Raw genomic sequence first — 23,922 nt, 5'->3', positions numbered from 1 at the left:
GCGGGACAATCGCGCCTCGACCGATCGCCCGCCAGGATAGAAATGACCGCACCGCTTCGCATCGCCACCCGCAAGAGCGCCCTGGCCCTCTGGCAGGCCGAGCACGTGGCCACCCTCCTGCGTCAGGCACATCCCGGGTTGCAGGTGGAACTGGTCCCGTTGTCCACTCGCGGCGACGAGATCCTCGATCGCTCGCTGGCGACCATCGGCGGCAAGGGCCTGTTCCTCAAGGAACTGGAGGTCGCCATCCTCGACGATCGCGCGGATATCGCCGTGCATTCGCTGAAGGATGTGCCAGCCGAGCTGGAACCGGGCTTCGTGCTTTCGGCCATCCTGCCGCGCGCGGATGCGGCCGACGCCTTCATCAGCAATCACTACGCCAACCTCGCCGAACTGCCGCACGTCGCGCGGGTCGGCACCTCGTCGTTACGCCGTCAGGCGCAATTGCGCGCCGTACGGCCCGACCTGCAACTGCTCGACCTGCGCGGCAACGTCAACACGCGGCTGGCCAAGCTCGATGAGGGCCACTACGACGCCATCATCCTGGCCTGTGCCGGCGTGGAGCGTCTCGGCCTGGGCCAGCGCATCACCGCGCGACTGGCCAGCCCCGACTGGCTGCCTGCCCCGGGCCAGGGCGCGATCGCGGTGGAATCGCGCGCCAGCGATGCCCGCGTCGCCGAGTTGATGGCTGCTCTCGGCGATCCCGAGACGCAGATAGCCGTCGACGCGGAGCGCGCCATGAACGAACGATTGGGCGGCAGCTGCGCCGTGGCGATCGGTGCCTGGTGCGTGGTGGCCGAGTACGGCCTCACGCTGCACGGCATGGTGGGCAACGCGCATACCGGCGAAATCCTGCGCGCGCAAGCCGATGCGAAGGCCGATACGCCCGTGGCGCTGGGCCATGAAGTGGCCGCGATGTTGATCGGGCTGGGGGCGGAGGCGTTTCTTTCGCCGCAGCGGTGAGGGTGCCTTGCCCGCTGCCGCGGGATCGCCGATAAATCGGCTCCTACCGAGCGGGTGCCGCTCTTCGTAGGAACCAATTTATCGGCGATGGGGTGCTGGCGACCAGCTACCCGCAAACCACTCAGAAGTTATAAACGAGGTTCGTCGTCATCAACTTATCGGTGCTTACCGTACCCGGCTGCGTGTCGCTGTTGTAGCGGATCTGGTAGCCGAGTTTCAGCGCCATCTTCTTGGTCATGCTGACCGACAGGCCGATATCGTTCTGGTAGTACTGGTTCTTCGAGCCTGCTTCGATCAGCAGCGTGTCTTCGAGCGCGGTGTTCTCGGTGAGGCGGTACTTGCCGTTGATCAGGCTACGGCCGACCACTTCACCTTCGGTGTTCGGGGTGTAAGGCACCGAGACGGCGGCGCCGGTCACCGGATCCACCACTGGCGTGCCGTCGGCATTGAGTTCGGGACGCGTGGACTTGGCCGGCTGGTATCGCTTGTAACCGGGACCGACTTCGAAGGACAGCTCAGCGCGGTCGTTCTTCAGGGCGATATAGCCGTAACCGACCGAGACGATGCCCTGCCAGAGGTTGGCGCCGAAATCGTCGTGCTCGTAGCGGGCGGCGGTCACGATGTAGCTGCGCGGATCGAACTTGTAGCCTACCGATGCACCGGTGTCGTAGCGGTTAGCGGTGGTGCTGAAGCGGTCGACGGTGTTGCCATCGGCATCGGTCACGGAGGTTTCGCCCTTCGAGCGCAGGCCGTTGAGGTAGATGTTGTTCTTCCAGAGCTCGTTTTCCTGGCTCAGGCCGAGCTTGGCGTTCGCGTTTTCCGTGTGCGAGTTACCGCGCGACGACGCGAAACCGAATTCGCCGGAGCCGGTCCAGCCGCCGTTCTGGGCCGCGTCGGGCGCAGCGGGCGCAGGCGGCGGGACGTTGGCGTCGAAGGGTGCCGCCGCGGGAGCCGGCGCAGCCACCGGGGTCGTCGTTGTCGTCGTGGCAGCCGGCGTCGTGCCGGTCGCTGCCGTCGTGGTGGTCGTCGTCGTGGCAGGCGTGGTGGCCGTAGCCGGCGTGGTCGTCGTCGTTGTCGTTGCGGCGGTACCGGCGCTCTTGGTGGCGCTGGCGTCCTGCGCCGACGCGGTGAACGGCAGCGCGGCAAGGACGAGCGTGGCGATCAGGGATTGTTTCATCGTCTACCCGTATGTGGAGGAAAGTTCAGGAAAAGGGTGGTCAGGCCGCCACGAGCTGCGCGTACGCCCGCCCGTAGAGCCGCTGCTCGAGACATTGACCGATAACGCAGCTTAACGCGGCCAGACCGGCGGCCGGCGCCAGGAGTCTCCCCGCAGGGTGAGACACCAGCAGGAGACAGGGCAGGCCGACCGAAAGCACCGCGACGCCGACCCGGCCGATCAGGAGGCGCGCCGCGCCGCCACCGGTGGTGAACCGCTCCGCCACGCCGCGCTCCTCGGCCAACTGGCGCAGCGCGCGCCAGCGCATGCCCTCGACGATGCCCAGCGCCAGCGCCACGGCGAGAAGGCCGAGTCGCCAGGGGGTGGGGGGATCGATTGCCGTTTCGCTTTGTAGTGCGATACAGAGCCAGAGCCAAAGGCCGCCGGCGAACAGGGCGGACACCGTGCGCCCGAGCGGCCGGGCATTGGCGAGGGCGGCCACCGCCGGGAGCAGGCGGCGCGCAGCGCTCCGCGCGGTGTACACGAGGGTGGCCAGGGTACACAGGGCGAGAATGGCGCCCGCCAGGCGAGTGGCCCAGAAATCGTTTTCGCCGCGCGCCAGGCCGGCAAGGGCCAGCATCGGCAGGTAATTCACCATGGCGACCAGGCCCTCGATCGTCGGCATCATGCGCTTGGCGGGATTCCAGCCATGCCAGTCCGGGGCGAACGCCAGGCGCAGGCAGGTGGCGATGAGACCGAGGCTGACGAAGACCAGGCCGATGCTCAGCGGGACGAGCACTTCGCCGCGCCCGTCGGGATAGACGCCCAGCGTCAGCGAGATGCCGAGCACCATCCAGAGCCCATAGCCGGCCGCCGTCGCCGTCTGGATGACAACGAAGGGGGCGGTGAACAGGATGTCGGCGCGAGGAGCGTCGCCCGGTGGTTCGTGCGGACCCACCAGGGCCGGGCCTGCGTGCTTGGGTTCCGCCATGGTCGGGGGAGGCCTTCGGCGAATCGCAAAGCAGCATTTTTGCGCCTAATGGTCCCCGGCGCAAACCGGCGGTCGCAAGACCCCACGAAGAGGCCGAGTCTCATGTCCCTTGCGGACGGCCATCGCCACCGCCATGCTTGAGCTGCGTAGCCTGAGCCGCGTAGATACGGGCATCACGCCCGCGCGGACACACTTCCCGAAGCATCATCCAGCCGGCGACACCCATGGACCGCTACGAGCGCATTCTTTCCCTGCATCGACTGCTGAAATCAGCGCACTATCCCGTGCCGCTGTCCCGGCTGATGGACGAGCTCGAATGCTCGCGCGCCACGCTCTATCGCGATGTCGCGTTCCTGCGCGACGCGCTGGGCGCCCCCGTGCAAAGCGTCGCCGGCGAACAGGCCTCGTTCCGCTATGACGCCTCGGAGGCCGACAGCTTCGAGTTACCCGGCCTGTGGCTGACCAGCGACGAGCTGGCCGCACTGATGGCCCTCAACGAGCTCATCGGCCGCTCCGATCCCGGCGTGCTCGCCGGCGCGCTGGCGCCGTTCAAGGCGCGCATCGAGCGACTGCTTTCCGACCATGGCAGCGGCAAGGCCTTGCCGGTCGACCGCATCCGGGTGATTTCCTGGGGCGCGCGCAAGATGGACCAGCAGGTGTTCCGGATCGTCGCGGGCGCGACGCTCGAGCGTCGCCAGCTCACCTTCCGCTACCGCGCGCGCACGACGAATGCCGATTCCAAGCGCACCGTGTCGCCGCAGCGCCTCACCCACTATCGCGACAACTGGTACCTGGATGTCTGGGACCACGATCGCGAAGCGCTGCGCAGCTTCGCCGTCGACCGCATCGCCGATCCGCAGTCGCTCGAGGCGAAGGCAAAGGACGTCGATGACGCCGAGCTCAACGACCTGCTCGCCTCCAGCTACGGCATCTTCGCCGGGAAGCCCAAGGCCTGGGCGACCATTCGCTTTTCCTCGCATGCCGCACGCTGGGTGGCCGACGAACACTGGCACTCGCAACAGAAGGGCGAATCGCTGCCGGATGGCCGCTACGAACTCAAAGTGCCGTATTCGAACTCGCGCGAATTGCTGATGGACGTCCTCAAGTACGGGCCGGACGCCGAGATCGTCTCGCCGCTGCCGCTACGCGAAGAAATGAAAATCCTGCTCCAGCTGGCCCTGACCGGCTACCAGAACAGCTCGAACAACCACCACTGAGCGCCGCCGCTGCATGAGTGAGATCGATATCGCGGATCCGGGCGCCTTGCCCGCCGTCAGTGGCATGCCGCGAAAGCCACGCGTCGCCCTCGCGCTCGGCGCAGGGGCAGCCAAGGGACTCGCTCATATCGGTGCGATCGAGGTGCTGGAGGAACGCGGTTTCGAGATCGTCGCCATCGCTGGCACGTCGATGGGCGCCTTGATCGGCGGCATCTACGGCATGGGCAAGCTGGACGTCTATCGTGACTGGGTCTCCGCCCTGGCGCGGTTCGATGTGCTGCGCCTGGTCGACTGGAGCTTTTCCGGCGGTGGCTTCATCAAGGGCGACCGGATCATGGCGGCCTTGCGCGAGCTCATCGGCGAGGTGAACATCGAAGAGCTCAACATCTCCTACACCGCGGTCGCCACCGATCTGGATCGCGAACGCGAGGTGTGGCTGACGAAGGGTCCGCTGTTCGATGCGATCCGCGCATCCATCGCTATTCCGACCCTGTTCCGTCCCTACATCCACGACGGGCGCCGCCTGGTCGATGGCGCGCTGCTGAATCCGCTGCCGGTGCTGCCGTTGATGCGCGAAGACGCCGATTACGTCATCGCCGTGAGCGTGGACGGTGCCGCCGAGCTGCAGAAACCGCCGGAGAAGGACGTCACGGTGACCACCGACGAGGGCTACGCCGCGAAACTCGGCCGACTGATCGGCCGCGTGCTGCCTTCGGTGGACGGCAAGCCCAAGCTCAGGGACCCAGGCGCTTTCGACCTGATGACCCAGGCCATGGACCTCATGCAGGCCAACCTCTCGCGCCTGCGTCTCGCGGCGTACCAGCCGGACGTGCTGGTCGAGATCCCACGCAATGTGTCGACGGTGTATGAGTTCTACCGCGCCCGCGAGTTGATCGAGCTGGGGCGGGAGCGGACGGCGCGGGCGCTGGATGCGTGGCAGCCCAGGATGTTGTTGCGCTGAGCGTCGGCCAAGAGCATCGCCGCTGAAGCGGCTCCCACAAAAAGCCTGCTCTGTGTGGGAGCCGCTTCAGCGGCGATGCTCCGGCCTCACACCTCTTCGGTGCGCGTGACCTTGGCCCGCCGCATCAACCAGGCCACACCGCGCAGATCGGCCAAGCCGACCCACAACCGGTCGAGCATCCCGTACTTCGACGTCCCCGCCGTGCGCGGACGATGACCCACCGGCACGCTCTGGCTGGCGAAGCCCGCGCGCTTCACGAGCGCCGGCAGATAACGGTGCATGTGGTCGAAGTAGGGTAGGCGCAGGAAGGTTTCGCGCTCGAACAGCTTCAGTCCGCAACCGGTATCCGGCGTGCTGTCCTGGAGCATGCGCGAGCGCACCGCGTTGGCGACCTTCGAGGAAATGCGCTTGTTGAAACTGTCCCGCCGGGTGACGCGCCAGCCGGCGAACAGCTTGAGCGCCGGCGCGGCCGCGCGCGCGTCGAGCAACTTGGGGATATCCGCCGGATCGTTCTGGCCATCGCCGTCGAGCGTCGCAATCCACGGCGCGCGGGCGTTGCGCACGCCATTCCACACGGCCGTGCTCTGCCCGCTACGGGTCAGGTGGCGGATAACCCGCAGCTCGGGGTATTGCGCTTTGGCGGCGGTCAGCACGGCGACGCTGTCATCGGTGCTGTCGTCGTCGACGTAGATGATCTCGAAATCGATCCGGCCACGCAGGGCCGACGCGATCTCGGCGAGGAGGGGCGGGATGTTGTCGCGCTCGTTGAAGACGGGCACGACTACGGCGAGGTCGGTCATCGCGATTCCGGGGCTGGCTCGATCGGGGCGGCATTATCGCCCAACCGGCCCGGGATGGGGCCGGGCCCGCGGCTTTCGTTCAGATCTGGCCGATGGTTTGCGGGGCCGGACCTTCGATCGCCGCGCGCCACCCACGCTCGACGGCGTCCATCGCGCTCCGGCTGGCTCCCTGCTGGGCCAGCACCACGAGCGTGCCGCTACGCAGCGGCATCTGCCGGCCTTCCCAGCCGTCACGCTCGAAGCTGCCGGGCTTGGTGTCCATCTTGCCCGGCATATACAGGGCGACGACCGGCTCGTCGTTCATGCGGGTCACCAGGTGCACCACCGGATACGGGCCCACCGTGCAGTCATGCACGTAGGTGACGCCCGCCGGCATCGGCCCCTTGAGACGGGTTGCCCGGCCGACGAAACCGGCCTCGACCTGGGCGTCCGTCATGGGCTGGGTGAGGCTTAACGAGCCGATCTCTCCCGGCATATGCGCCACGGCGAGGGCCGGCAGCGAGTTGAGATCATTCTGACGCCACATCATGCCGACGCCGGCAAAGGCGAGGACGACCGAGGCGGCCATGGCCATCCAGACGCGGCGCCTGCCGACCTGCCGACGGCGTTCACCCGTGGCCTGGGCAAGCAGGATGCGATCGACCAGGCCCTCGGGAAGGGGAATGGCCAGGGCAGCTTCGAGGTCATCGTCGAACCGCTGGGCGCGCTGCCAGAAGGCGGCACAGCCGTCCTTGCAGCTATCCCGATGGGCGAGCAGTTCAGGGGCGCGCGAGCGCGGCTCGGCACCGATATGGCGGCGGAATTCGAGGCAATTCATTTCCGGCCTCCTTCAGCCGCGGCGCGTCCGCCGAGCAGGTCTTTCAGACGCTGGCGGGCACGGAACAACTGGGTCATCACCGCGCCCGGCTGCTGGTCGGTAGCGGCCGCGATCTCATCGCAGCTCATGCCACCGAGCACCTGCATGGCCAGGGGTTCACGATACTTGTCGGGCAGCTTGAGCATGGCGTCGCGCACCTGGGCGGCGTCGCCACTGCGCTCGGGGCTGGCAAAGGCGGCTTCTTCGGGCACGGTGTCGTCCAGCTCCACGGTGTCGAAGCGCTTTCGTTCGTACATGCGCGCGTGTTCGCGGCGCAGGATGGTAATCAGCCAGGGCTTGGCGGATTCGGCGTCACGCAGGGAGTCGAGATTCTTCCAGGCACGCAGGAAGGTCTCCTGGACCAGGTCCTGGGCCACGGATTCGTTGCGCGACAGCCAGAAGGCAAACCGGTAGAGGTCGGCCGACAGGGCGCGCACCATCGCTTCGTATTGGCGCTGCTTCGGGTTCACGTCCTTAATGACCGGAGGCATGCCGATTTCCTTTCAGGCCCGACCTGTCAGGGCCGCGCTCAGCGGACCTTGGTCAGGATGCCGTCGAGCTCGTCGAGGCTGTGGTAATGGATGACCAGCTTGCCCTTGCCGCCGCGGCCGTGCGCCAGTTCGACCCGGGTGGCGAACCGCTCCGCCAGCTCGCGTTCGAGGTTGGCGATGTTCGGGTCCGTCGGGTTGGCCTTGGCCTTGCCCTTCGGCGCCAGCTGCGCCTTGCGGGCGGCCTCTTCCAGTTCGCGCACGGTCCAGCCGTGGCGTGCGGCTTCCAGCGCCAGCGGCTCGGCGATCGTGTGCGGCAGGGTGAGCAGGGCGCGGGCGTGGCCCATTTCCAGCTTGCTCTCGTCCAGCAGCGTCTTGATCGATGCCGGCAGGTCGATCAGGCGCAGGAGGTTCGACACGGCGGCACGCGAACGGCCGACGGCATCGGCGGCCTGCTGGTGCGTGAGGTCGAACTCGTCGATCAGGCGCTGCAGGGCCTGGGCTTCCTCGAGCGGGGTCAGTTCCTGGCGCTGGATGTTCTCGATCAGGGCCATGGCCAGGACGGACTGCTCCGGCACGTCCTTGACCAGGGCCGGGATCTCGCTCATGGAAGCACGCTGCGCCGCGCGCCAGCGACGCTCACCTGCGATCAACTCGTAGCTGTTCTTGCCGATGGCGCGGACCACCACCGGCTGGATCAGGCCCTGGGCCTTGATCGAGGCGGCGAGCTCGTCGAGCGCCTCGTCGTTCCAGTGGCGGCGCGGCTGGTACTTGCCGGCCTGGATCTGGTGGATCGGCAACAATCGCAGCTCGCCTTCCTGCTCGACGATCGACGGACCGGCGTCGGGACCGGCGCCGCCACCCAGCAGGGCATCCAGGCCACGGCCGAGTCCACGTTTCTTCGCTGCTGCCATCGGGAATTCCTTAAGGTGCCGTCGGAGCCGCGTCGGTGGCGTCGGGCGCCGCGTCGTCGGTCTCGGGGGTGTCGCTTGCCGCGTCCTGGGCTGCATACATGGCGCGTTCGCGGCGAATGATTTCGCCGGCGAGGCCGATGTAGGCGATGGCGCCGCGCGACCCGCGATCGTAGAGATGAATCGGCTGGCCGTGGCTGGGGGCCTCGGCAAGACGCACGTTACGCGGAATGATCGAGCGCAGCACCTTGTCGCCAAAGTGCTGGGTGAGCTGGGCCGAGACCTCGTTGCCGAGGTTGTTGCGCACGTCGTACATGGTGCGCAGCAGGCCTTCGACCTCGAGCTCCGGATTCAGGCGCATGCGCACGGCCTTGATCGTATCGAGCAGGCTCGACAGGCCTTCCAGGGCGAAGTACTCGCACTGCACGGGAATCAGCACGCCGTCGGCCGCGGTGAGCGCATTGAGCGTCAACAGGTGCAGCGACGGCGGGCAGTCGATGAGAATGGTGTGGTAGTTGTCCGCGACCTTGGCCAGCTGTTCCTTCAGCCGGTGCTCGCGCGCCATGCCGTCCATCAGCTTCAGCTCGGCGGCCGTGAGGTCGCCATTGCCCGGCAACAGGTCGTAACCGGCCTCGGTGCGTTTGAGCACGCTGCCGATCTCCACCTCGCCCAACAAGACTTCGCAGCCATTCGGCTTGGCCTCGTGCTTGTCCACGCCCGACGCCATGGTGGCGTTGCCCTGCGGATCGAGGTCGACAAGCAGCACCTTGCGTCGCGCGGCGGCCAGGGCCGCAGCGAGATTGACGGAGGTGGTGGTCTTGCCGACGCCGCCTTTCTGATTGGCGACTGCGAGGATGCGGGCCATGGAGGGTCGTTATCTACCGTGCGCGGAAGGGGCGCTAGCGTAGCATTGCCGGGAGCTTGCACCCTAGACAGGGGCCTGCTCCCTGTGGGAGCCGCTTCAGCGGCGAAGGGTGCTAGCGATCACCCCCGGCGAATAACCACCAGATGCCGTTCACCCTCGACGCCCGGCACCGTCAGCACATGAATCCCCTCGACCGTGAACCCGGCCGGCACCCCATCCAGCTCCTCCGCCGGATGCTTGCCCTTCATCGCCAGCCACACGCCGCCCGGCGCCAGCAAGTGACCGCCCCAGCCAAGCATGTCGGCGAGGCTGGCAAAGGCACGGGCGGTGATGCAGTCGAACGTACCTTCGACATCCTCGACCCGGCTCTGCAGGGCGCGGCCGTTGGTCAGCTTCAGCGAACGGATCGCCTCACGGAGAAAGCGGACCTTCTTGCCGTTGGAGTCGACCATCAGCACCTCGCGTGCGGGCTCGGCGATCGCCAGCGGAATGCCGGGAAGCCCCGGACCCGTGCCCAGGTCGGCGAGGGTGGTGCCTTCGACGAACGGCACGATGGCCAGCGAATCGAGCAGGTGACGCGCCACCATCTCGTCCGCGTTGCGCACCGCAGTGAGGTTGTAAGCCGAGTTCCAGCGCTCGAGCAGCTCGCGGTAATCGAGCAGTCGAGCGACGGCGCCCTCGGGCAAGGCGGTACCGAGCGTGGCGATGCCGCGTTCGAGCTGGGTTTGCAGGGCTTCGCGCGCAGTCATGCAGCACCGGGAAAGGTGAGGGGGCGGAAGAGTATGAAAGCGCCGGCGCGAAGGCGCCAGCGCGGGACGATCAGGCGGCGTCGAGCTCGACGCGGGTGACCAGCATGCCGCGCGAACGCAACGAGCCGTTCATCGTGTGCTTGAGCTGGGTACCGACGGCACGACGATCAACCTGATGAGCCGTGCTGGCATCGCGCAGGGCGGCGACGACGTTGCTGCGAATCATTTCCGGAGCTTCGTCGATGACTTCGTCGGCCACTTCGGGCTCGAGCACCTGCCAGTAGACCGTGCCGCCGTCGAAACGCAGCACCTGTCCACCGAGGTCGATCTTGTGGAAAACACGGTCGATCACCGGCAGGACCACGTGGGTTCCGGCGGTAAGCAGCGCGGGCGAGCGGCCGAGGCGGCGCACGCTGTAGACCTGACCTTCCGGAATGCGTCGCACCGAGGCCGCCGCAAGAGCGAAGGCGACGAAGGTGGTGGCAATGAGGATGGTGGTCAACATGGCTGTTATTTCAACGAGTTACCGTGGTTTCCTGTCGCACTGCGTGGCGAGACGCGCCAACGCGATGATTCGTGAGGTGTTAATTCTAATTTAACGGGAGGGTTAACGCTAGTTTTACTTCACCCCTGTATTCAGTTAACGGACGGTTTGGTCAAAACTTGAGCAGCTGGTGATTTGTTGACCAGCGCCTACAACCAAAGAGGTATTTCGGGGCGTTCCCGCCAGGTCTAAGTTCGGCACAAGGAGATCCACCGCTCAGACAAGGAGAAGTCGCCATGCTCAGCACCGCGAAATGGGTATCGTCAGCCCTGGTCGCCATCGTGGCCGCGATGGGTGCGTCCCATCAGGCATCCGCCGCAACGATCGCCAGTCTCGGGCATGCCTCAGGCGCCCAATGCGGCGCCAACGATGTCAATGATGCGGGTGTTGCCGTAGGCGCCTGTCGCCCCGGAAACACCAACGGCCCGACCGTGGCGTGGATCGCCGTCGCCGGTGCCGAAGTTTCCCTGGCGCCCCTGGTCGCCGGGCATTCGTGCAGTGCGAGCGGCATCACGAACGGGGGAAGGATCGCCGGCGCCTGTGCCGATGCGAACAGCGTGGGGTTTGCGGTGTCGTGGAGCGCATCGTCGCCGGCGACGACGCCGGTAAAACTCGCACCCTTACCCGGCTTGCTAGGCACCGGCTTGTTGGCGGATGTCAGCTCCGTCGCGACGGCGTACAACCAGTTCGGTGCGATCGCCGGGCAAAGTATCGCCGGCAATGGCACCTCGACGGCGGTCGTCTGGCCCGCGGGTTCGGGCACACCGGTACCGGTGTCGGCACGAGGCGATAACTGCGCGGCTGTCGACGTACGGGCGCAGACTGTCGCGGGTAACCCAACCGTCCTGCTCAATTGCCCCAGCGGCAGCGGCACGGTCGTCTCGCGGATTGCGACATTGAACGCGTTTGGCGTCTATGTGACCAGCGATCTGGCGAAATTCTCCACGGCCACCTACTGCGTCGCAGGCCCGATCAATGCGTCGTCGCAGGTCGTTGGCAAGTGCGTCTTCCCCGCACCGCCCTTTGCGCGAGCTGCGGTGTGGTTCTCCACCGCGAGCAGCGCTGCCGTCCTGTCCCTGCCCAATTTCCCAGGCGACACGGTCGGGCAAGCGAGCACCGGCCTTGCGCTCAACGATGGCCATCACATGGTGTTCCGGTATCGGACCAGCGACGGACGCTCCAACGCGGGATACATCAATCTCGCCAGTGGCACTCCCGACTTCAACGTTCCGATCGACCTTCCGGCGTTGCATCCCGGCACCAACGTCGTCGCAACAGGCCTTGGAGCGAACGACCTCGTCCTGGTGATGGGCGTCAACGACGATGAGCACGGCCAGGCTGCTGTGTGGGATCCAGCTACACCGACCGTGCTGACTCCCGTGCCGCTTTACGGCGGCGGCACCGGCAATGCCGTGACCAGCATGTCGAGCAGTGGCTCCTATGCCGTGGGCGTTGCAGTAGACAGCGGCCATGTAGCCAACGCCGTGGTGGTGACACTGCCATGAACACACATAAGCTCAGGTTTGCGCTCGCCGCATGGCTGGCGGGTTGCGCTTTGGTTCCGATGGGGCCAGCGGAAGCGCGATCATCCTCAGAGATGAGGTACTACTCTCAGAGGTATGCCGCGTACGTCGGCAAGCATTTCGGTTTCAGGCTCACCAGCAGTGATGTAGCCAGTGTGTACGCGGACGTTGTCAACGGTGGTGATGGAACAGCCACCCTGACGGAAGCGCTGATCAGGGCAGGACTCGACGCCGACAGTCCATTGGCCTGCGAAGGGTTGGTGAGGTCACGACTGCTTGCCGAAGCCAGTACGTTCGGCACAGAGGTCGATGGCGAGGCCATCGAATCCGCCGTCATCTCCACCTGCGGCATCTAAGGCCGTGCATTTCGGGTAGCCACGGGTCTCGGCGCAACGCTTCAACTCAACGATTGACCACGCCGACCTAAATGATAATAATTATCAATCAGCCCGGCCTGGCAATGCACACATGAATGTCCTTGGTTGCGTGGCGGCCCTCATCGCCATGGCCCTCGCTTATCTCGCGGCGCGTAACCAGCGACTGCTTGCACGCCCGCTGGGGCGCAAGGCCCGCACGGCTGCATGGATCTTCGCCATGCTCGCCTTTGTCGCCTGGGTCGCCTGCGAAACCTCACTCCCAGGCATCTTCGCTGCGCTCACCGCGCTGATGCTCGGCGCGGTCGCTGTTCCTTATGTCGTTTGGCTGCTGCGTCCCGCCTCCGAACGGAAACCCCACTGATGCTGGCCAAGACCTTCGCCGGCATCCTGCTCGGCCTGCCGCTGGCGCTGGCCCTTGTCGCCGTGGCGATCTGGATCTGGCCGGGCTCGAGCGAATCCGTAACCCTGCCCTTCCTGATCGCCTTCTTCCCGGTCTGGACCGGGATCATGGGCGGTACGTATATGTTCCGCAGTGGTGCCCGTGCCTGGGCCTGGTTGGCCGTGGCGAACCTCGCCGCGTTCGGCGCGCTGTTCCTTGCCAAGCACACGATGCCGGGGCTCTGATCCGATGAAAGCCTCGACCATACGTACCTTCACCGTCGTGCACACCTGGACCGGCCTGCTCGCCGGCTTCGCGCTGTTCATCGCGTTCTATGCCGGCGCGTTAACCATGTTCCACGACGAGATCGACACCTGGGCCTCGCCCCGGGCCGAGATGGCCCGAGCCGACACGATGGATCGCGTCGAGACGATGCTCGAGGGCATCGTCGCCACGCATCCCGGTGCACGTGAGCAGATTGGCGTGACCTTCCCTGCCGATCATCCGTCGCACGAGGTCGCCGCCTACTGGATGGACAAGGACGGCACCTGGAAGACGCAGACGCTGGACGAGAGCAGCGCGCGCGATGCCGAAGACCATGAGCACGCACTGGCGGACTTCGTCTACGAGTTGCACTACGACCTGGGCATCCCGGCGATCGGCATCTACCTGATGGGCATCGTCAGCGTGATCTACGGGCTGGCCTTGCTCACCGGCCTGTTGATCCACCTGCCCAACCTCGTGCGCGAGCTCTTCGCGCTGCGTCCGGGCCATAACCTCAAGCGGCTATGGCAGGACGCGCACAACGTCATCGGCATCCTCAGCCTGCCCTTCCACATCATTTTCGCCATCACCGGCGCGCTGCTCTGCCTGACCATGGTGATGCTGATGGCGTTCAACACGGTGGCTTTCGACGGCAAGCTGCTACCGGCGTTCGAGCGCATGACCAGTGCTTTGCCGGAAACCGCGGCGAAGGGCGGCAGCGCCGTCATGCTCACGCCGGCCGAGCTCGGTGCCCGTGCCCGCCAGGCGGCGCTCGCCTCGGGTGCGGCGAACTTCGAACCCGACTACATGCGTTACGTGCATTACGGCCAGCAAGGCGCGGCCGCCGAGGTACGCGGCACCTCCACCAAGACGCTCGGCGAATACGGCATGGTCTCGCTCGACGCCACCGATGGCCACGTGCTGCGAGTGCAGGTAAGTGGCGCGCGCGATGCCAACCACGCCACCTACTCCGCCATTTTCGGCCTGCATTTCGGCTCGTTCGGCAACGTGTCGCTGCGCTGGCTGTACTTCCTGCTCGGGCTGGCCGGTGCCTTCCTCTTTTATTCGGGCAACCTGCTCTACATCGAGACACGTCGCAAGCGTCGCCAGGCCGAGCAGCCGATGAAGGTGCGCGCCATGGCCACGGCGACCGTGGGCGTGTGCATCGGCTCCTGCTTCGCCATCTCGGTGACCTTCCTCGGTAATCTCATCGGCCCGCTGTTCGGCGCCACGCCCGAAGCGATCGTCCAGCCCGTCTGCTTCACGGCGTTTGCCGCTGCCGTGATCTGGACCTTCTGGCGCCGTCCGGCCAGGGCGGCCGTGGACCTGCTCTGGGCCACCGCCCTGGTCAGCGTCGCTGTTGGCGTGCTCGATATGGCGATCCATGCCGACCGCCTGATGCGCACGCTGGCCGAGGGGCGCTTCGCCGTCCTCGGCGTCGACCTCGTCGCCATGGCGATGGGAGTTGGCTTCGCCTGGCTCGGCATCGCTACACGCAGGCGTGCGGTCGAGGGCGATCCATGCAGCGTTTGGTCGTCGAAGCGTTCCGTCGTCACTTCGGCCACCGCAGCCACCGCAGCCACCGCCCAGCAAACCTGAGATTCGGCTCTGTGTGGGAGCCGCTTCAGCGGCGATGGATGCTAGCGGTGATCTGGCCCGCTGCCGCGGGATCGCCGATGAATCGGCTCCTACGTCATGTCGTAAGAAGTCGCGATCCAGGATGTAACGCGCGTTACTAAACGAGGCAATCATTCACTTCCGTGACGGGCTCGTCACCTTTGACTGCTGCGTCGCCGCAAACGTTTACGTACCACTCAAACCGCTGACGTCGCACAGATTTTTAACAGGTGCAGACAAGTGGTATCACGTAACGTCCAGATTACTACTGCACTGCAACAAGCCGTTGTTTTCGAACGCTTTACAAGCTGACATGAAAACGTTTACGTTCCGCGCCGTCAGCCCTCCGGGGTCAGGGGAAAGGGTAGAAACGCGTGAGTGTGACCATCAAAGACGTCGCGAGAATGGCCAACGTATCCGTGGCTTCCGTCTCCCGTGCCCTGAACGGCCATGGCGGCGTCACCGCGGAAACCCAGAAGCGGATTCGTGAGGTTGCGACCCGCCTCCGCTATGTTCCGCACAATGCTGCGCGCAGCCTGATCACCCGCCGCACCCAGACCATCGGCGCCCTCCTGCCCGATCTGCACGGCTCGTTCTTCTCCGAACTCATCCGCGGTATCGACCTGGCCGCACGCGCCCGCGGCCTGTACCTGCTGGTCTCCAGCTCCCACGGCGATGCAACGGAGGCGGCCATCGCCCTGCGCGCCATGCAGGGTCGCGTGGACGGCCTGCTGGTGATGTCGCCGCATGCGGACGAGGCCTTCCTCGACGAGAACCTGCCGATCGTCCTGCCGACCGTGCTGATCAACAGCCACGTGCGCTCCGAACGGCATGCCTCGCTGGACGTGGACGACTTCGGTGGTGCCCGCGCCATGACCGAACACCTGCTCGGCCTGGGTCGCAAGCGCATCGTCTTCATCGCCGGTCCGGAAGTGAACCACGACGTGCAGGAGCGCATCCGCGGTTATCGCGATGCCCTGTCGACCGCCGGCCTGGGTGGCCGTGCCGCCGTGCTGCATGGCGACTTCACCGAGGAATCCGGTTATCACGCCGGCAAGCAGGCCCTGGCCATGGTGCCGCGTCCCGATGCGATTTTCGCCGCGAACGACATGATGGCCATCGGCTGCCTGTCCGCCCTCGCCGAAGCGAAGGTGCGCACGCCGGACGACATCGCCGTGGTCGGTTTCGATGACATTCCGATGGCGCGCTACGTGTCGCCGCCGTTGACGACGGTGCGCATCCGCATCGCCGAACTGGGTGAAGCCGCTCTCGAGCGCCTCGCCGCCATGATCGAAGCACCCGATGACGCCGCTCCCGAGCCGCATGTCGTCAGCACCGAAATCGTCGTTCGCGCCTCATGCGGCGGGAACGACACGGTAAGACGGCGGGCCTGACGCCCGTCGGAATACACGGCTTGCCGAGCCGTGGCTGGAACATCAGGGACGGCGTCAATCACAGGACATCCGAACGAACTTCCGGTCCGCATCCGCGGAACGGGCGGGAAAGCACGGGGGCGTAACGCTCTCAAAAAAATAGTCGACCACCGTGTTTCACGCCCCGCCGGGCCGGACAGCACCGCTAGAACCATTTGGGAGAGGGGATTCATGAAGGCTTCGTCGCAACTGAAGAAAAAACTGCTGGTCAGCGTCATCGCTGCCGCCGTCGCAACCGCGATCGCACCGGGCGTCGTATTTGCGCAGACCGCCAACGCCACGCTGCGTGGCAAGGCCACGCCGGGCGCCAACGTCACCGTGTTCAACCCGCAGACCGGCCTGACCCGCCACGCGACCGCTGGCGCCGACGGCTCCTACGTGATCAACGGCCTGCCGCCGGCGACGTATCGCGTGGACGCGGGTCCGGCCACGGAACAGAACATCACCTTGACGGTTGCCTCCACGGCTACCGTGAACCTGGCAGCCCCGACCTCCCAGGGCACCACCGCCAACGCGGCCAATGCGACCGCGATGGAAGGCGTCACCGTTGCCGCCACGACGATCCAGGAAGTGAAGACGCCGGAAGTCGGCCAGACGATCTCGCTGCACCAGATCGCGACCATTCCGCAGGCCTCGCGTAACTTCCTCGAATTCGCCGATACCGTGCCGGGCATGGTCTTCAGCGTCGATGCCAAGGGCAACACGTCGCTTCGCGGCGGTGCACAGAACACCAGCTCGACCAACGTCTACATCGACGGCGTGAGCCAGAAGAGCTACGTGAAGGAAGGTGGGGTGTCCGGTCAGAGCGGCAGCCAGGGCAACCCGTTCCCGCAGCTGGCGATCGGCGAATACAAGGTCATTACCTCGAACTACAAGGCCGAGTACGACCAGGTTTCGAGCGCAGCGATCACCGCCGATACGAAGTCGGGCACCAATGAGTTCCACGGCGAAGTGTTCGGCACATACACCAACGACGCCTTCCGCAACCGCACGCCGATCGAGAAGTCTTCCGGCAAGAAGGTCGAATCCGAATCGAAGGAATACGGCTTCGCGCTTGGCGGCCCGATCATCAAGGACAAGATGCATTTCTTCGTGGCCTACGAAGAGAAGAAATTCGACACGCCGATCTCCGTCGTGCCGAACAGCGTCAACAATCCGAACGCTGGCGCTCTCCTGCCGGCTTCCGCACAGGCGGAACTTGGCCCGGCCAATATTCCTTTCAACGAAAAGCTCTACTTCGGCAAGATCGATTGGGAACTGACCGATCGTGACCGCATCGAGATCAGCACACAGGTGCGTCGCGAGACCCAGGTGTCGAACGTCGGCAGCGGCGTGACGGCTTCGGCCGGTCTCGACAACAACAACCACGATACGCGCGGCACGTTCAAGTGGGCCCACAGCGCAGACAGCTGGTACAACGAGCTGATCTTCACCTATGAGAATGCGTACCTGCGGGCCGTTCCTACGGTCGTCGGCAATGGTGCGACCTACACCTACCAGCCGCAGCAGGACGCCACGATCCTGACCACGGGCTCGGCCGATCCGCGCGGCATCTCGGACAAGAGCCAGGAAGGTCCGAGCATCTCCGACACGTTCACCTTCAACGACCTGGAATGGCACGGCGATCACGTCGTCAAGTTCGGTTACAAGTACAAGTCGATCGAGCTGAAGGCCGCGGATGCCGCGGCCTCGAACCCGCAGTTCTTCTACGACGTGAATCCCACCGGCACCTCGGCCCAGCCGTGGAAGGTGTTCTACGCCACGCAGCTCCCGGGTGTGGATGGCGTGGCCAACACGACGTCGCGTCAGTACGGCATGTTCGCGCAGGACGACTGGACGGTTAACGATCACCTGACCCTGAACCTCGGTGTGCGCTGGGACTACGAAGTCACACCGCAGTACACGAATTACGTGACCCCGCAGCGCGTGCTCGACGCGCTCAATTCGCAGGATCCCTACGCGGGTGCACCGGTCGGCCAGACCTACGCGGAATCGCTCGCGAAGGGCGGTGTCAACGTCAACGATTACATCAGCACGGGTAACAACCGCAAAGCCTACAAGGGTGAGTGGCAGCCGCGCCTCGGCTTCTCGTACGACATCTTCGGCGACGAAGAGCACGTCATCCACGGTGGTGCGGGTCGCGCGTACGACCGCAATCTGTTCGATTACCTGCAGGTCGAGCAGACCAAGCTGACGCTGCCGCAGACCACGCTCAACTTCAACCTGCCGACCCACCCGTGCGATACGGGCGCGTCGAACTGCGTACCGTTCAACCCGGCTTACCTGGCGGGTGGCCAGGGCGTGTTGAACAGCCTGCTTTCCGGCGGCAACTCCGGCCAGGAAGTGGACATGCTCAACAATCACCTGAAGGCGCCGTACTCCGACCAGTTCAGCCTCGGTATGTCCAACACCGTCGGCGACTGGCAGACCGACGCGACGGTGACCCGCGTGCTGTCGCGCGACGGCTTCGTCTTCACCCTGGGCAATCGCTACCCGAACGGTCAGTTCTGGCAGAACGGCTCCCAGCCGTGGAGCAACGGCGTGCCGAACATGGGCGGCCTGATCATCGGTAACAACGGCATCTCGACGCGCACCACGCAGGTCCTGCTGTCGGCCAACAAGCCGTACACCGTGGAGTCCGGCTGGAGCACCAGCCTGGCGTACACGTTCTCGCACGCCAAGCAGAACCGCGATATCAACGAGCACTACTCGTTCGACGAAGCCTCGATCAACGACTACCCGTTCATCACCTCGAACGCCGTGGCGAAGCATCGCTTCGTCGGCACGGGTGCGGTCGACCTGCCGTGGGGTATCAACGCCTCGATCAAGCTGACCCTGGCAACCCCGTTGCCGAAGAACGATATCGCCTGCTACGGCGCGATCCTGCCGACCGGCAGCGGCTGCAACCCGGTTTCCGGCACGCCGAACGGCTCGAAGTTCCTGGTCGGTGGCGATATCTGGGGTTACCGCGATATCGATATCCAGTTCACCAAGGACTTCATCATCACGGGCGACACCAAGATCTACGCCCGCTTCGACATCCTGAACCTGTTCAACTGGCAGAACTTTGCCGACTACACCACCGCATGGGGTTCGGGCGGCGTGTTCAATCCGAACGGCGTGACGTACAACAAGCAGGGCAACATCACGTACCTGCCGCGCACGGCACGCTTCACCATTGGCATGAAGTTCTGATCGACTGGCGCATCCGGCCTGCCGGATGCGCCATACTTTCGGCGCCCGCGAGTCTCCCCGCGGGCGCTGCTTTTGTACGGCAAGCAAAGTCCTCCGGGACTTTTATTTGTCTTGTTGGCGTAAACGTTTACATGCGCCACGGTGGGAAGTACCAAAGGATTCGTTCGATGAAAGCCACTACGATCAAGCGCCTCGCCCTGACCCTCGGTGTCATGCTCGCCACGACTGCTCCCCTTGCCTTTGCGCAGAAAGAACCTGCGAAGGCCAAACACACCTCGGCTGCGACGCTCAAGGATCTCCATGCCGTCCCGCCGATGGTGGTCGAGTTGGAGAAACGCACTTTCCAATGGTTCTGGGACAGCGGCAACCCGACCAACGGCCTCATTCCCGATCATTACCCGAGCCCCTCCTTCGCTTCGATCGCCTCGGTCGGCTTCGGCCTGACGGCGTACGGCGTGGGCGTGGAGCGGGGTTACATCACGCGCGACCAGGCCGCGGAGCGCACGCTGGCCACGCTGCGGTTCTTCCATGACGCCCCGCAGAACGACGCCGAAGACGGCGCCACCGGCTACAAAGGCTTCTTCTACCACTTCCTGAACATGCAGACTGGTCAGCGCGAAGCGCGCTGGACGGAGGTCTCCACGGTCGATACGACCCTGCTGCTGGGCGGCATCCTGTTCGCCCAGAGCTACTACGACCACGACGATCCGAAGGAAGCGCAGATCCGCCAACTCGCCGACGACATCTACCGTCGCGTGGAATGGACCTGGGCGCAGAATCATGGTGCGCTGATCAGCATGGGCTGGACGCCCGGCGGCAAGATGATTCCGCACGACTGGGCCGGCTACAACGAAGGCATGCTGGTCTACATCCTGGCCCTGGGCTCGCCCACCCACCCGGTCGGCGACGATGCCTGGCAGGCCTGGACCGCGACGTACGACAAGACCTGGGGCGAGTTCCACGGCCAGACCTTCCTCAACTTCGCGCCGCTGTTCGGTCACCAGTACAGCCATACCTGGGTCGACTTTCGCGGCATCCGCGACGCCTGGGGCCGCGACCACAACATGGACTACTTCGAGAACAGCCGCCGCGCCGCGTACTCGCAGCAGGCTTATGCGGTGGCCAATCCCGGCGGCTGGAACGGCTACGGCAAGAACATCTGGGGCCTCACCGCGAGCAACGGTCCCGGTGGCCTGATCGTCAAGCAAGGTGACAAGGAGCGCACCTACGCCGGCTACACCGCGCGTGGCGCCGGCCTGGATTACATCTCCGACGACGGCACCATCGTGCCCACGGCGGCCGGTGGCTCGATCGCCTTCGCGCCCGAGATCGCCATCCCCGCCCTCGAGGAAATGAAGAAGAAGTACGGCCAGTACATTTATACGAAGTACGGCTTCGTCGACGCCTTCAACCTGACCTTCGACACCAAGACCGAAGTGCGCACGGGCAAGCTGGTGCCGGGCTTCGGCTGGGCCGATACCGTGCACCTGGGCATCGACCAGGGCCCGATCGTCCTGATGATCGAGAACTACCGCAGCGATTTCGTCTGGTCGGTGATGAAGAAGAACCCGTACATCCGCAAGGGTCTGCAGCGCGCCGGCTTCACCGGCGGCTGGCTCGACGCCGATACGGCCGCCAACCTGTGGTGAGTCGCGTCACCGGTGTTCTCCGCGCCGTCGCGGTGCTGGCTCTGGCCGGCGCCGCGACGGCCGGTTGTGCGAAACAGGAAGAGGGCACGCGGACCCTGCAGTTCTGGACCATCGGCCGCGAAGGCGAGGCGGTGGAAAAACTGCTGCCCGAGTTCGAGCGCGAACACCCGGGGCTGCACGTGTCCGTGCAGCAGTTGCCACTCACGGCCGCGCACCAGAAGTTGCTGACGGCCTATGCCGGCGATTCCACGCCGGACATCACGCAGTTGGGCAATACCTGGGTACCCGAGCTGGTCGCACTGGATGCCATCGAACCGCTCGACGCGCGCGTCGCTTCATCGAAGGTGGTCGAGAAGAACGATTACTTCCCCGCGATCTGGTCGACCAACGTCATCGACGGCAAGGTCTACGGCGTGCCCTGGTATGTCGATACGCGACTGCTGTTCTATCGCAAGGATCTCCTCGCCAGGGTCGGCTACGACCATCCGCCGCGCGACTGGCCCGAGTGGCAGGCGATGATGGCGAAGCTGTCGCAGCCGCCGGGCAAGACGTACGGCGTGCTGCTGCCGACCAACGAGTTCGAGCAGTTGCTCGCGCTTTCGCTGCAGCAGGACGAACCCCTGCTGCGAGACGACGGGCGCTACGGCAATTTCCGCAGCGCAGGTTTCAAGAAGGCCCTGGCTTTCTACGTGTCGCTGTTCAAGAACCAGCAGGCGCCGATGATGACGAACGTCGGCGTCGGCAACCCGTGGGCCGCGTTTGGCCAGGGCTTCTACACGTTCTATCTGTCGGGCCCCTGGAATATCGGCGAGTTCCGCAAGCGCCTTCCCCCCGAACAACAGGGCGACTGGGCCACCACACCGCTGCCGGGCCCGAATGGTCCCGGAGCATCGAACGCGGGTGGCTCCAGCCTGGTGATCTTCCGTGCGTCGAAGCACAAGGACGACGCCTGGGCGCTGATCGAGTTCCTCTCACGCCCGGCGATCCAGGAGCGCTTCTACCAGATCCTCGGCGATATGCCGCCGCGTCGCTCGTCGTGGGAGGCCCCGGCCTTGCGTGACGACGACAAGGCCACGGCGTTCCGCGATCAGCTCGAGCGCGTGAAGCCCACGCCACCGGTCGCCGAATGGGAGCGCATCGTCACCGAGATGCAGCTCGTCGCCGCGCAGGCTGCCCATGGCGACATCAGCATCGACGATGCCGCGGCCGAGATCGATCGCCGCGCCGATCGCCTGCTCGAGAAGCGTCGGTGGATGCTCGACCACGGCCACAAGGCATCGCCATGAATACCTCCCGTGCCGCCTGGCTGTTCATCACGCCCGCGCTGATCATCCTCGGCCTGTTCTTCCTGCTGCCGGTGATCGCGGCGCTGATCCTCTCGGTCACCGACTACGATCTCTACGCCCTGGCAGATATCCGCAACCTGCGCTTCGTCGCGCTGCAGAACTACTGGCAGCTGCTGCAGCGTCCCTTGTTCTGGTCGGCGCTCGGTCATACCGTGTACTTCGTGGTGGTGGGCGTCCCGCTGTCGCTGTTCGCGTCGCTCGGCGCGGCGATGCTGCTCAACTCGCCGCTCGCACGCTTCAAGCCCTTCTTCCGCACGGCGCTGTTCGCGCCGGTGGTGACCACCGTCGTCGCGGTCGCTGTGATCTGGCGTTACCTGTTCAATACCAAGTACGGCCTGGTCAATTACGCGCTGGACTCGATCGGCATGCCGACCGTGGACTGGCTGGGCGATCCGCACTGGGCCATGCCGACGATCATCCTGTTCGCGGTATGGAAGAACTTCGGCTACAACATGATCATCTTCATGGCAGGGTTGCAGGCGATTCCGGGCGATCTCTACGAGGCCGCGCGCATCGACGGTGCTTCCGCCTTCGCGCAGTTCCGGCACATCACCTTGCCCATGCTGAAGCCGACCATGCTGATGGTGAGCATCCTCACCGTGTCCGGTTACTTCCAGTTGTTCGCCGAGCCTTATGTGATGACCGAAGGTGGCCCGCTGCAGAGCACGACCTCCGTGCTGTACCTGATGTACGAAGAAGGCTTCAAGTGGTGGAACCTCGGTTCGGCGTCCGCCGTGGCCTTCATCCTGTTCGTCATCATGTTCGCGGTGACCGCGACGATGCTGCGGCTGTCACGCCAGGGAGAGAAGGCATGAGTCCGCGTCTGGCCAAGGCCCTCATCAACGGCTTGCTGATCGGCGCCGCGGCGATCGCCATCGCGCCGCTGCTGTACATGCTGTCCGTTTCGTTCATGCCGCAGGGTGAGGCGAGTGCGTTGCCGCCGCCCATCCTGCCGACCCATCCGACGCTCGCCAACTACCGCCAGCTGTTCCTCAACGCCGGCATGGGTCGCTACCTGGTCAACAGCCTGCTGATCTCCACGGCGATCACGGTCGTCTCGCTCGCCTTCAACCTGATGGCCGGCTATGCCTTCGCCAAGCTGGAGTTCAAGGGGCGCCAGCGACTCTTCCAGGTACTGCTCGGCGCGCTGGTGATCCCGGCGCAGGTGGCGATGCTGCCGCTGTTCCTGCTGCTGAAGTACATGGGGCTGGTCAACACCTATGGCGCGGTCATCGTGCCGGCACTGGCGACGATTTTCGGCATCTTCCTCGTGCGCCAGTACGCCAGCGGCATTCCGGATGACTTGATGGAAGCCGCGCGGATCGACGGTGCCGGTGAGTTCCGTATTTTTGCCACCATCGTGATGCCGCTGCTGAAGCCGATCATGGTCACCCTGGCGATCTTCACTTTCCTGGCCGCATGGAACGACTTCATGTGGCCCTTGATTGCGCTGACCGGGCAGGAGCACTACACGCTGCCGATCGCGCTCGCGTCGCTATCGCGCGAACACGTGCAGGACAGCGAACTGATGATGGCCGGCTCGGTGGTCACCATCCTGCCGGTGCTGGTGCTCTTCCTTGCCCTGCAGCGCTACTACCTCGAAGGCCTGTTGATGGGCAGCGTCAAGGGATAAGCCGT

Annotated in this window: 23 protein-coding genes; 14 read left to right on the top strand and 9 right to left on the bottom strand. The window is 65.2% G+C overall.

What is annotated here, in order from left to right:
* Positions 1-42 precede the first annotated feature (42 nt).
* Positions 43-963: a hydroxymethylbilane synthase gene (gene hemC, locus BJI69_RS07665; protein ID WP_046968059.1), complete on the top strand. Its 921-nt coding sequence runs from the start codon at positions 43-45 to the stop codon at positions 961-963.
* 121 nt (positions 964-1,084) lie between these two features.
* Here the strand turns inward: hemC and BJI69_RS07660 are convergent, their stop codons facing one another.
* Both BJI69_RS07660 and BJI69_RS07655 read right to left on the bottom strand, forming a co-directional pair.
* The gene (locus tag BJI69_RS07660; RefSeq protein WP_078023095.1) at positions 1,085-2,140 is read right to left on the bottom strand and encodes a DUF481 domain-containing protein; all 1,056 of its coding nucleotides are present in this window, start codon (positions 2,138-2,140) and stop codon (positions 1,085-1,087) included.
* Between the two features lie 40 nt (positions 2,141-2,180).
* On the bottom strand, positions 2,181-3,110 hold the full coding sequence (locus BJI69_RS07655) for a hypothetical protein (RefSeq protein WP_046968060.1): 930 nt from the start codon (positions 3,108-3,110) through the stop codon (positions 2,181-2,183).
* 224 nt (positions 3,111-3,334) lie between these two features.
* Here BJI69_RS07655 and BJI69_RS07650 point away from each other — a divergent pair, with 224 nt between their 5' ends.
* Positions 3,335-4,327: a helix-turn-helix transcriptional regulator gene (locus tag BJI69_RS07650; protein WP_046968061.1), complete on the top strand. Its 993-nt coding sequence runs from the start codon at positions 3,335-3,337 to the stop codon at positions 4,325-4,327.
* A gap of 13 nt (positions 4,328-4,340) precedes the next feature.
* Complete coding sequence (locus tag BJI69_RS07645; protein WP_181016748.1) at positions 4,341-5,288, top strand: patatin-like phospholipase family protein; 948 nt, start codon at positions 4,341-4,343, stop codon at positions 5,286-5,288.
* An 86-nt stretch (positions 5,289-5,374) separates the two neighbouring features.
* On the opposite strand, the gene BJI69_RS07640 is transcribed toward BJI69_RS07645, so the two are convergent.
* The 7 genes from BJI69_RS07640 to BJI69_RS07610 form a co-directional block, all read right to left on the bottom strand.
* Positions 5,375-6,088, bottom strand: a complete 714-nt coding sequence (locus BJI69_RS07640; RefSeq protein ID WP_046968062.1) for a glycosyltransferase — start codon at positions 6,086-6,088, stop codon at positions 5,375-5,377.
* A gap of 79 nt (positions 6,089-6,167) precedes the next feature.
* On the bottom strand, positions 6,168-6,905 hold the full coding sequence (locus BJI69_RS07635) for a DUF3379 family protein (protein ID WP_046968063.1): 738 nt from the start codon (positions 6,903-6,905) through the stop codon (positions 6,168-6,170).
* Positions 6,902-7,435, bottom strand: a complete 534-nt coding sequence (locus BJI69_RS07630; protein WP_046968064.1) for a sigma-70 family RNA polymerase sigma factor — start codon at positions 7,433-7,435, stop codon at positions 6,902-6,904. Before BJI69_RS07630 ends, BJI69_RS07635 begins: the two co-directional genes overlap by 4 nt.
* Before the next feature lie 38 nt (positions 7,436-7,473).
* The gene (locus BJI69_RS07625; RefSeq protein WP_046968065.1) at positions 7,474-8,346 is read right to left on the bottom strand and encodes a ParB/RepB/Spo0J family partition protein; all 873 of its coding nucleotides are present in this window, start codon (positions 8,344-8,346) and stop codon (positions 7,474-7,476) included.
* 10 nt (positions 8,347-8,356) lie between these two features.
* Entirely contained in the window at positions 8,357-9,208 is an 852-nt protein-coding gene (locus tag BJI69_RS07620; protein WP_046968066.1) for a ParA family protein, read from the bottom strand.
* 119 nt (positions 9,209-9,327) lie between these two features.
* Positions 9,328-9,957 carry a 16S rRNA (guanine(527)-N(7))-methyltransferase RsmG gene (rsmG, locus tag BJI69_RS07615; protein WP_046968067.1) on the bottom strand — a complete coding sequence of 210 codons (630 nt, stop codon included), beginning with the start codon at positions 9,955-9,957 and terminating at the stop codon, positions 9,328-9,330.
* Positions 9,958-10,027: 70 nt separating this feature from the next.
* The gene (locus tag BJI69_RS07610; RefSeq protein WP_125903009.1) at positions 10,028-10,462 is read right to left on the bottom strand and encodes an SPFH domain-containing protein; all 435 of its coding nucleotides are present in this window, start codon (positions 10,460-10,462) and stop codon (positions 10,028-10,030) included.
* Between the two features lie 275 nt (positions 10,463-10,737).
* On the opposite strand from BJI69_RS07610, the gene BJI69_RS07605 reads away from it, so the two are divergent.
* The 11 genes from BJI69_RS07605 to BJI69_RS07555 all read left to right on the top strand — a co-directional run bounded on the left by BJI69_RS07605 (position 10,738) and on the right by BJI69_RS07555 (position 23,917).
* Entirely contained in the window at positions 10,738-12,006 is a 1,269-nt protein-coding gene (locus BJI69_RS07605) for a hypothetical protein (protein ID WP_052767228.1), read from the top strand.
* The gene (locus BJI69_RS07600) at positions 12,003-12,380 is read left to right on the top strand and encodes a hypothetical protein (protein WP_125903008.1); all 378 of its coding nucleotides are present in this window, start codon (positions 12,003-12,005) and stop codon (positions 12,378-12,380) included. Before BJI69_RS07605 ends, BJI69_RS07600 begins: the two co-directional genes overlap by 4 nt.
* A 112-nt stretch (positions 12,381-12,492) precedes the next feature.
* Positions 12,493-12,762: a hypothetical protein gene (locus BJI69_RS07595; RefSeq protein ID WP_046968069.1), complete on the top strand. Its 270-nt coding sequence runs from the start codon at positions 12,493-12,495 to the stop codon at positions 12,760-12,762.
* Complete coding sequence (locus tag BJI69_RS07590) at positions 12,762-13,025, top strand: hypothetical protein (protein ID WP_046968070.1); 264 nt, start codon at positions 12,762-12,764, stop codon at positions 13,023-13,025. The genes BJI69_RS07595 and BJI69_RS07590 overlap by 1 nt, the downstream gene beginning before the upstream one ends.
* A gap of 4 nt (positions 13,026-13,029) precedes the next feature.
* Complete coding sequence (locus BJI69_RS07585) at positions 13,030-14,643, top strand: PepSY-associated TM helix domain-containing protein (protein ID WP_046968071.1); 1,614 nt, start codon at positions 13,030-13,032, stop codon at positions 14,641-14,643.
* Between the two features lie 422 nt (positions 14,644-15,065).
* Positions 15,066-16,055 carry a LacI family DNA-binding transcriptional regulator gene (locus BJI69_RS07580; RefSeq protein ID WP_046968072.1) on the top strand — a complete coding sequence of 330 codons (990 nt, stop codon included), beginning with the start codon at positions 15,066-15,068 and terminating at the stop codon, positions 16,053-16,055.
* Between the two features lie 210 nt (positions 16,056-16,265).
* Positions 16,266-19,289, top strand: a complete 3,024-nt coding sequence (locus BJI69_RS07575) for a TonB-dependent receptor (RefSeq protein ID WP_046968073.1) — start codon at positions 16,266-16,268, stop codon at positions 19,287-19,289.
* A gap of 167 nt (positions 19,290-19,456) precedes the next feature.
* Positions 19,457-20,938, top strand: coding sequence for a glucoamylase family protein (locus tag BJI69_RS07570; RefSeq protein ID WP_046968074.1), 1,482 nt, complete (start codon positions 19,457-19,459; stop codon positions 20,936-20,938).
* Positions 20,935-22,224: a sugar ABC transporter substrate-binding protein gene (locus tag BJI69_RS07565; protein WP_342016346.1), complete on the top strand. Its 1,290-nt coding sequence runs from the start codon at positions 20,935-20,937 to the stop codon at positions 22,222-22,224. Before BJI69_RS07570 ends, BJI69_RS07565 begins: the two co-directional genes overlap by 4 nt.
* Positions 22,221-23,099, top strand: coding sequence for a carbohydrate ABC transporter permease (locus BJI69_RS07560; RefSeq protein ID WP_046968075.1), 879 nt, complete (start codon positions 22,221-22,223; stop codon positions 23,097-23,099). The genes BJI69_RS07565 and BJI69_RS07560 overlap by 4 nt, the downstream gene beginning before the upstream one ends.
* Entirely contained in the window at positions 23,096-23,917 is an 822-nt protein-coding gene (locus BJI69_RS07555) for a carbohydrate ABC transporter permease (RefSeq protein ID WP_046968076.1), read from the top strand. Before BJI69_RS07560 ends, BJI69_RS07555 begins: the two co-directional genes overlap by 4 nt.
* Positions 23,918-23,922 lie beyond the last annotated feature (5 nt).

This window comes from Luteibacter rhizovicinus DSM 16549, assembly GCF_001887595.1.
GTDB lineage: Bacteria > Pseudomonadota > Gammaproteobacteria > Xanthomonadales > Rhodanobacteraceae > Luteibacter > Luteibacter rhizovicinus.
Note: the sequence above shows the minus strand (reverse complement) of the source record. Positions and strands in the feature narration are given on the sequence as shown.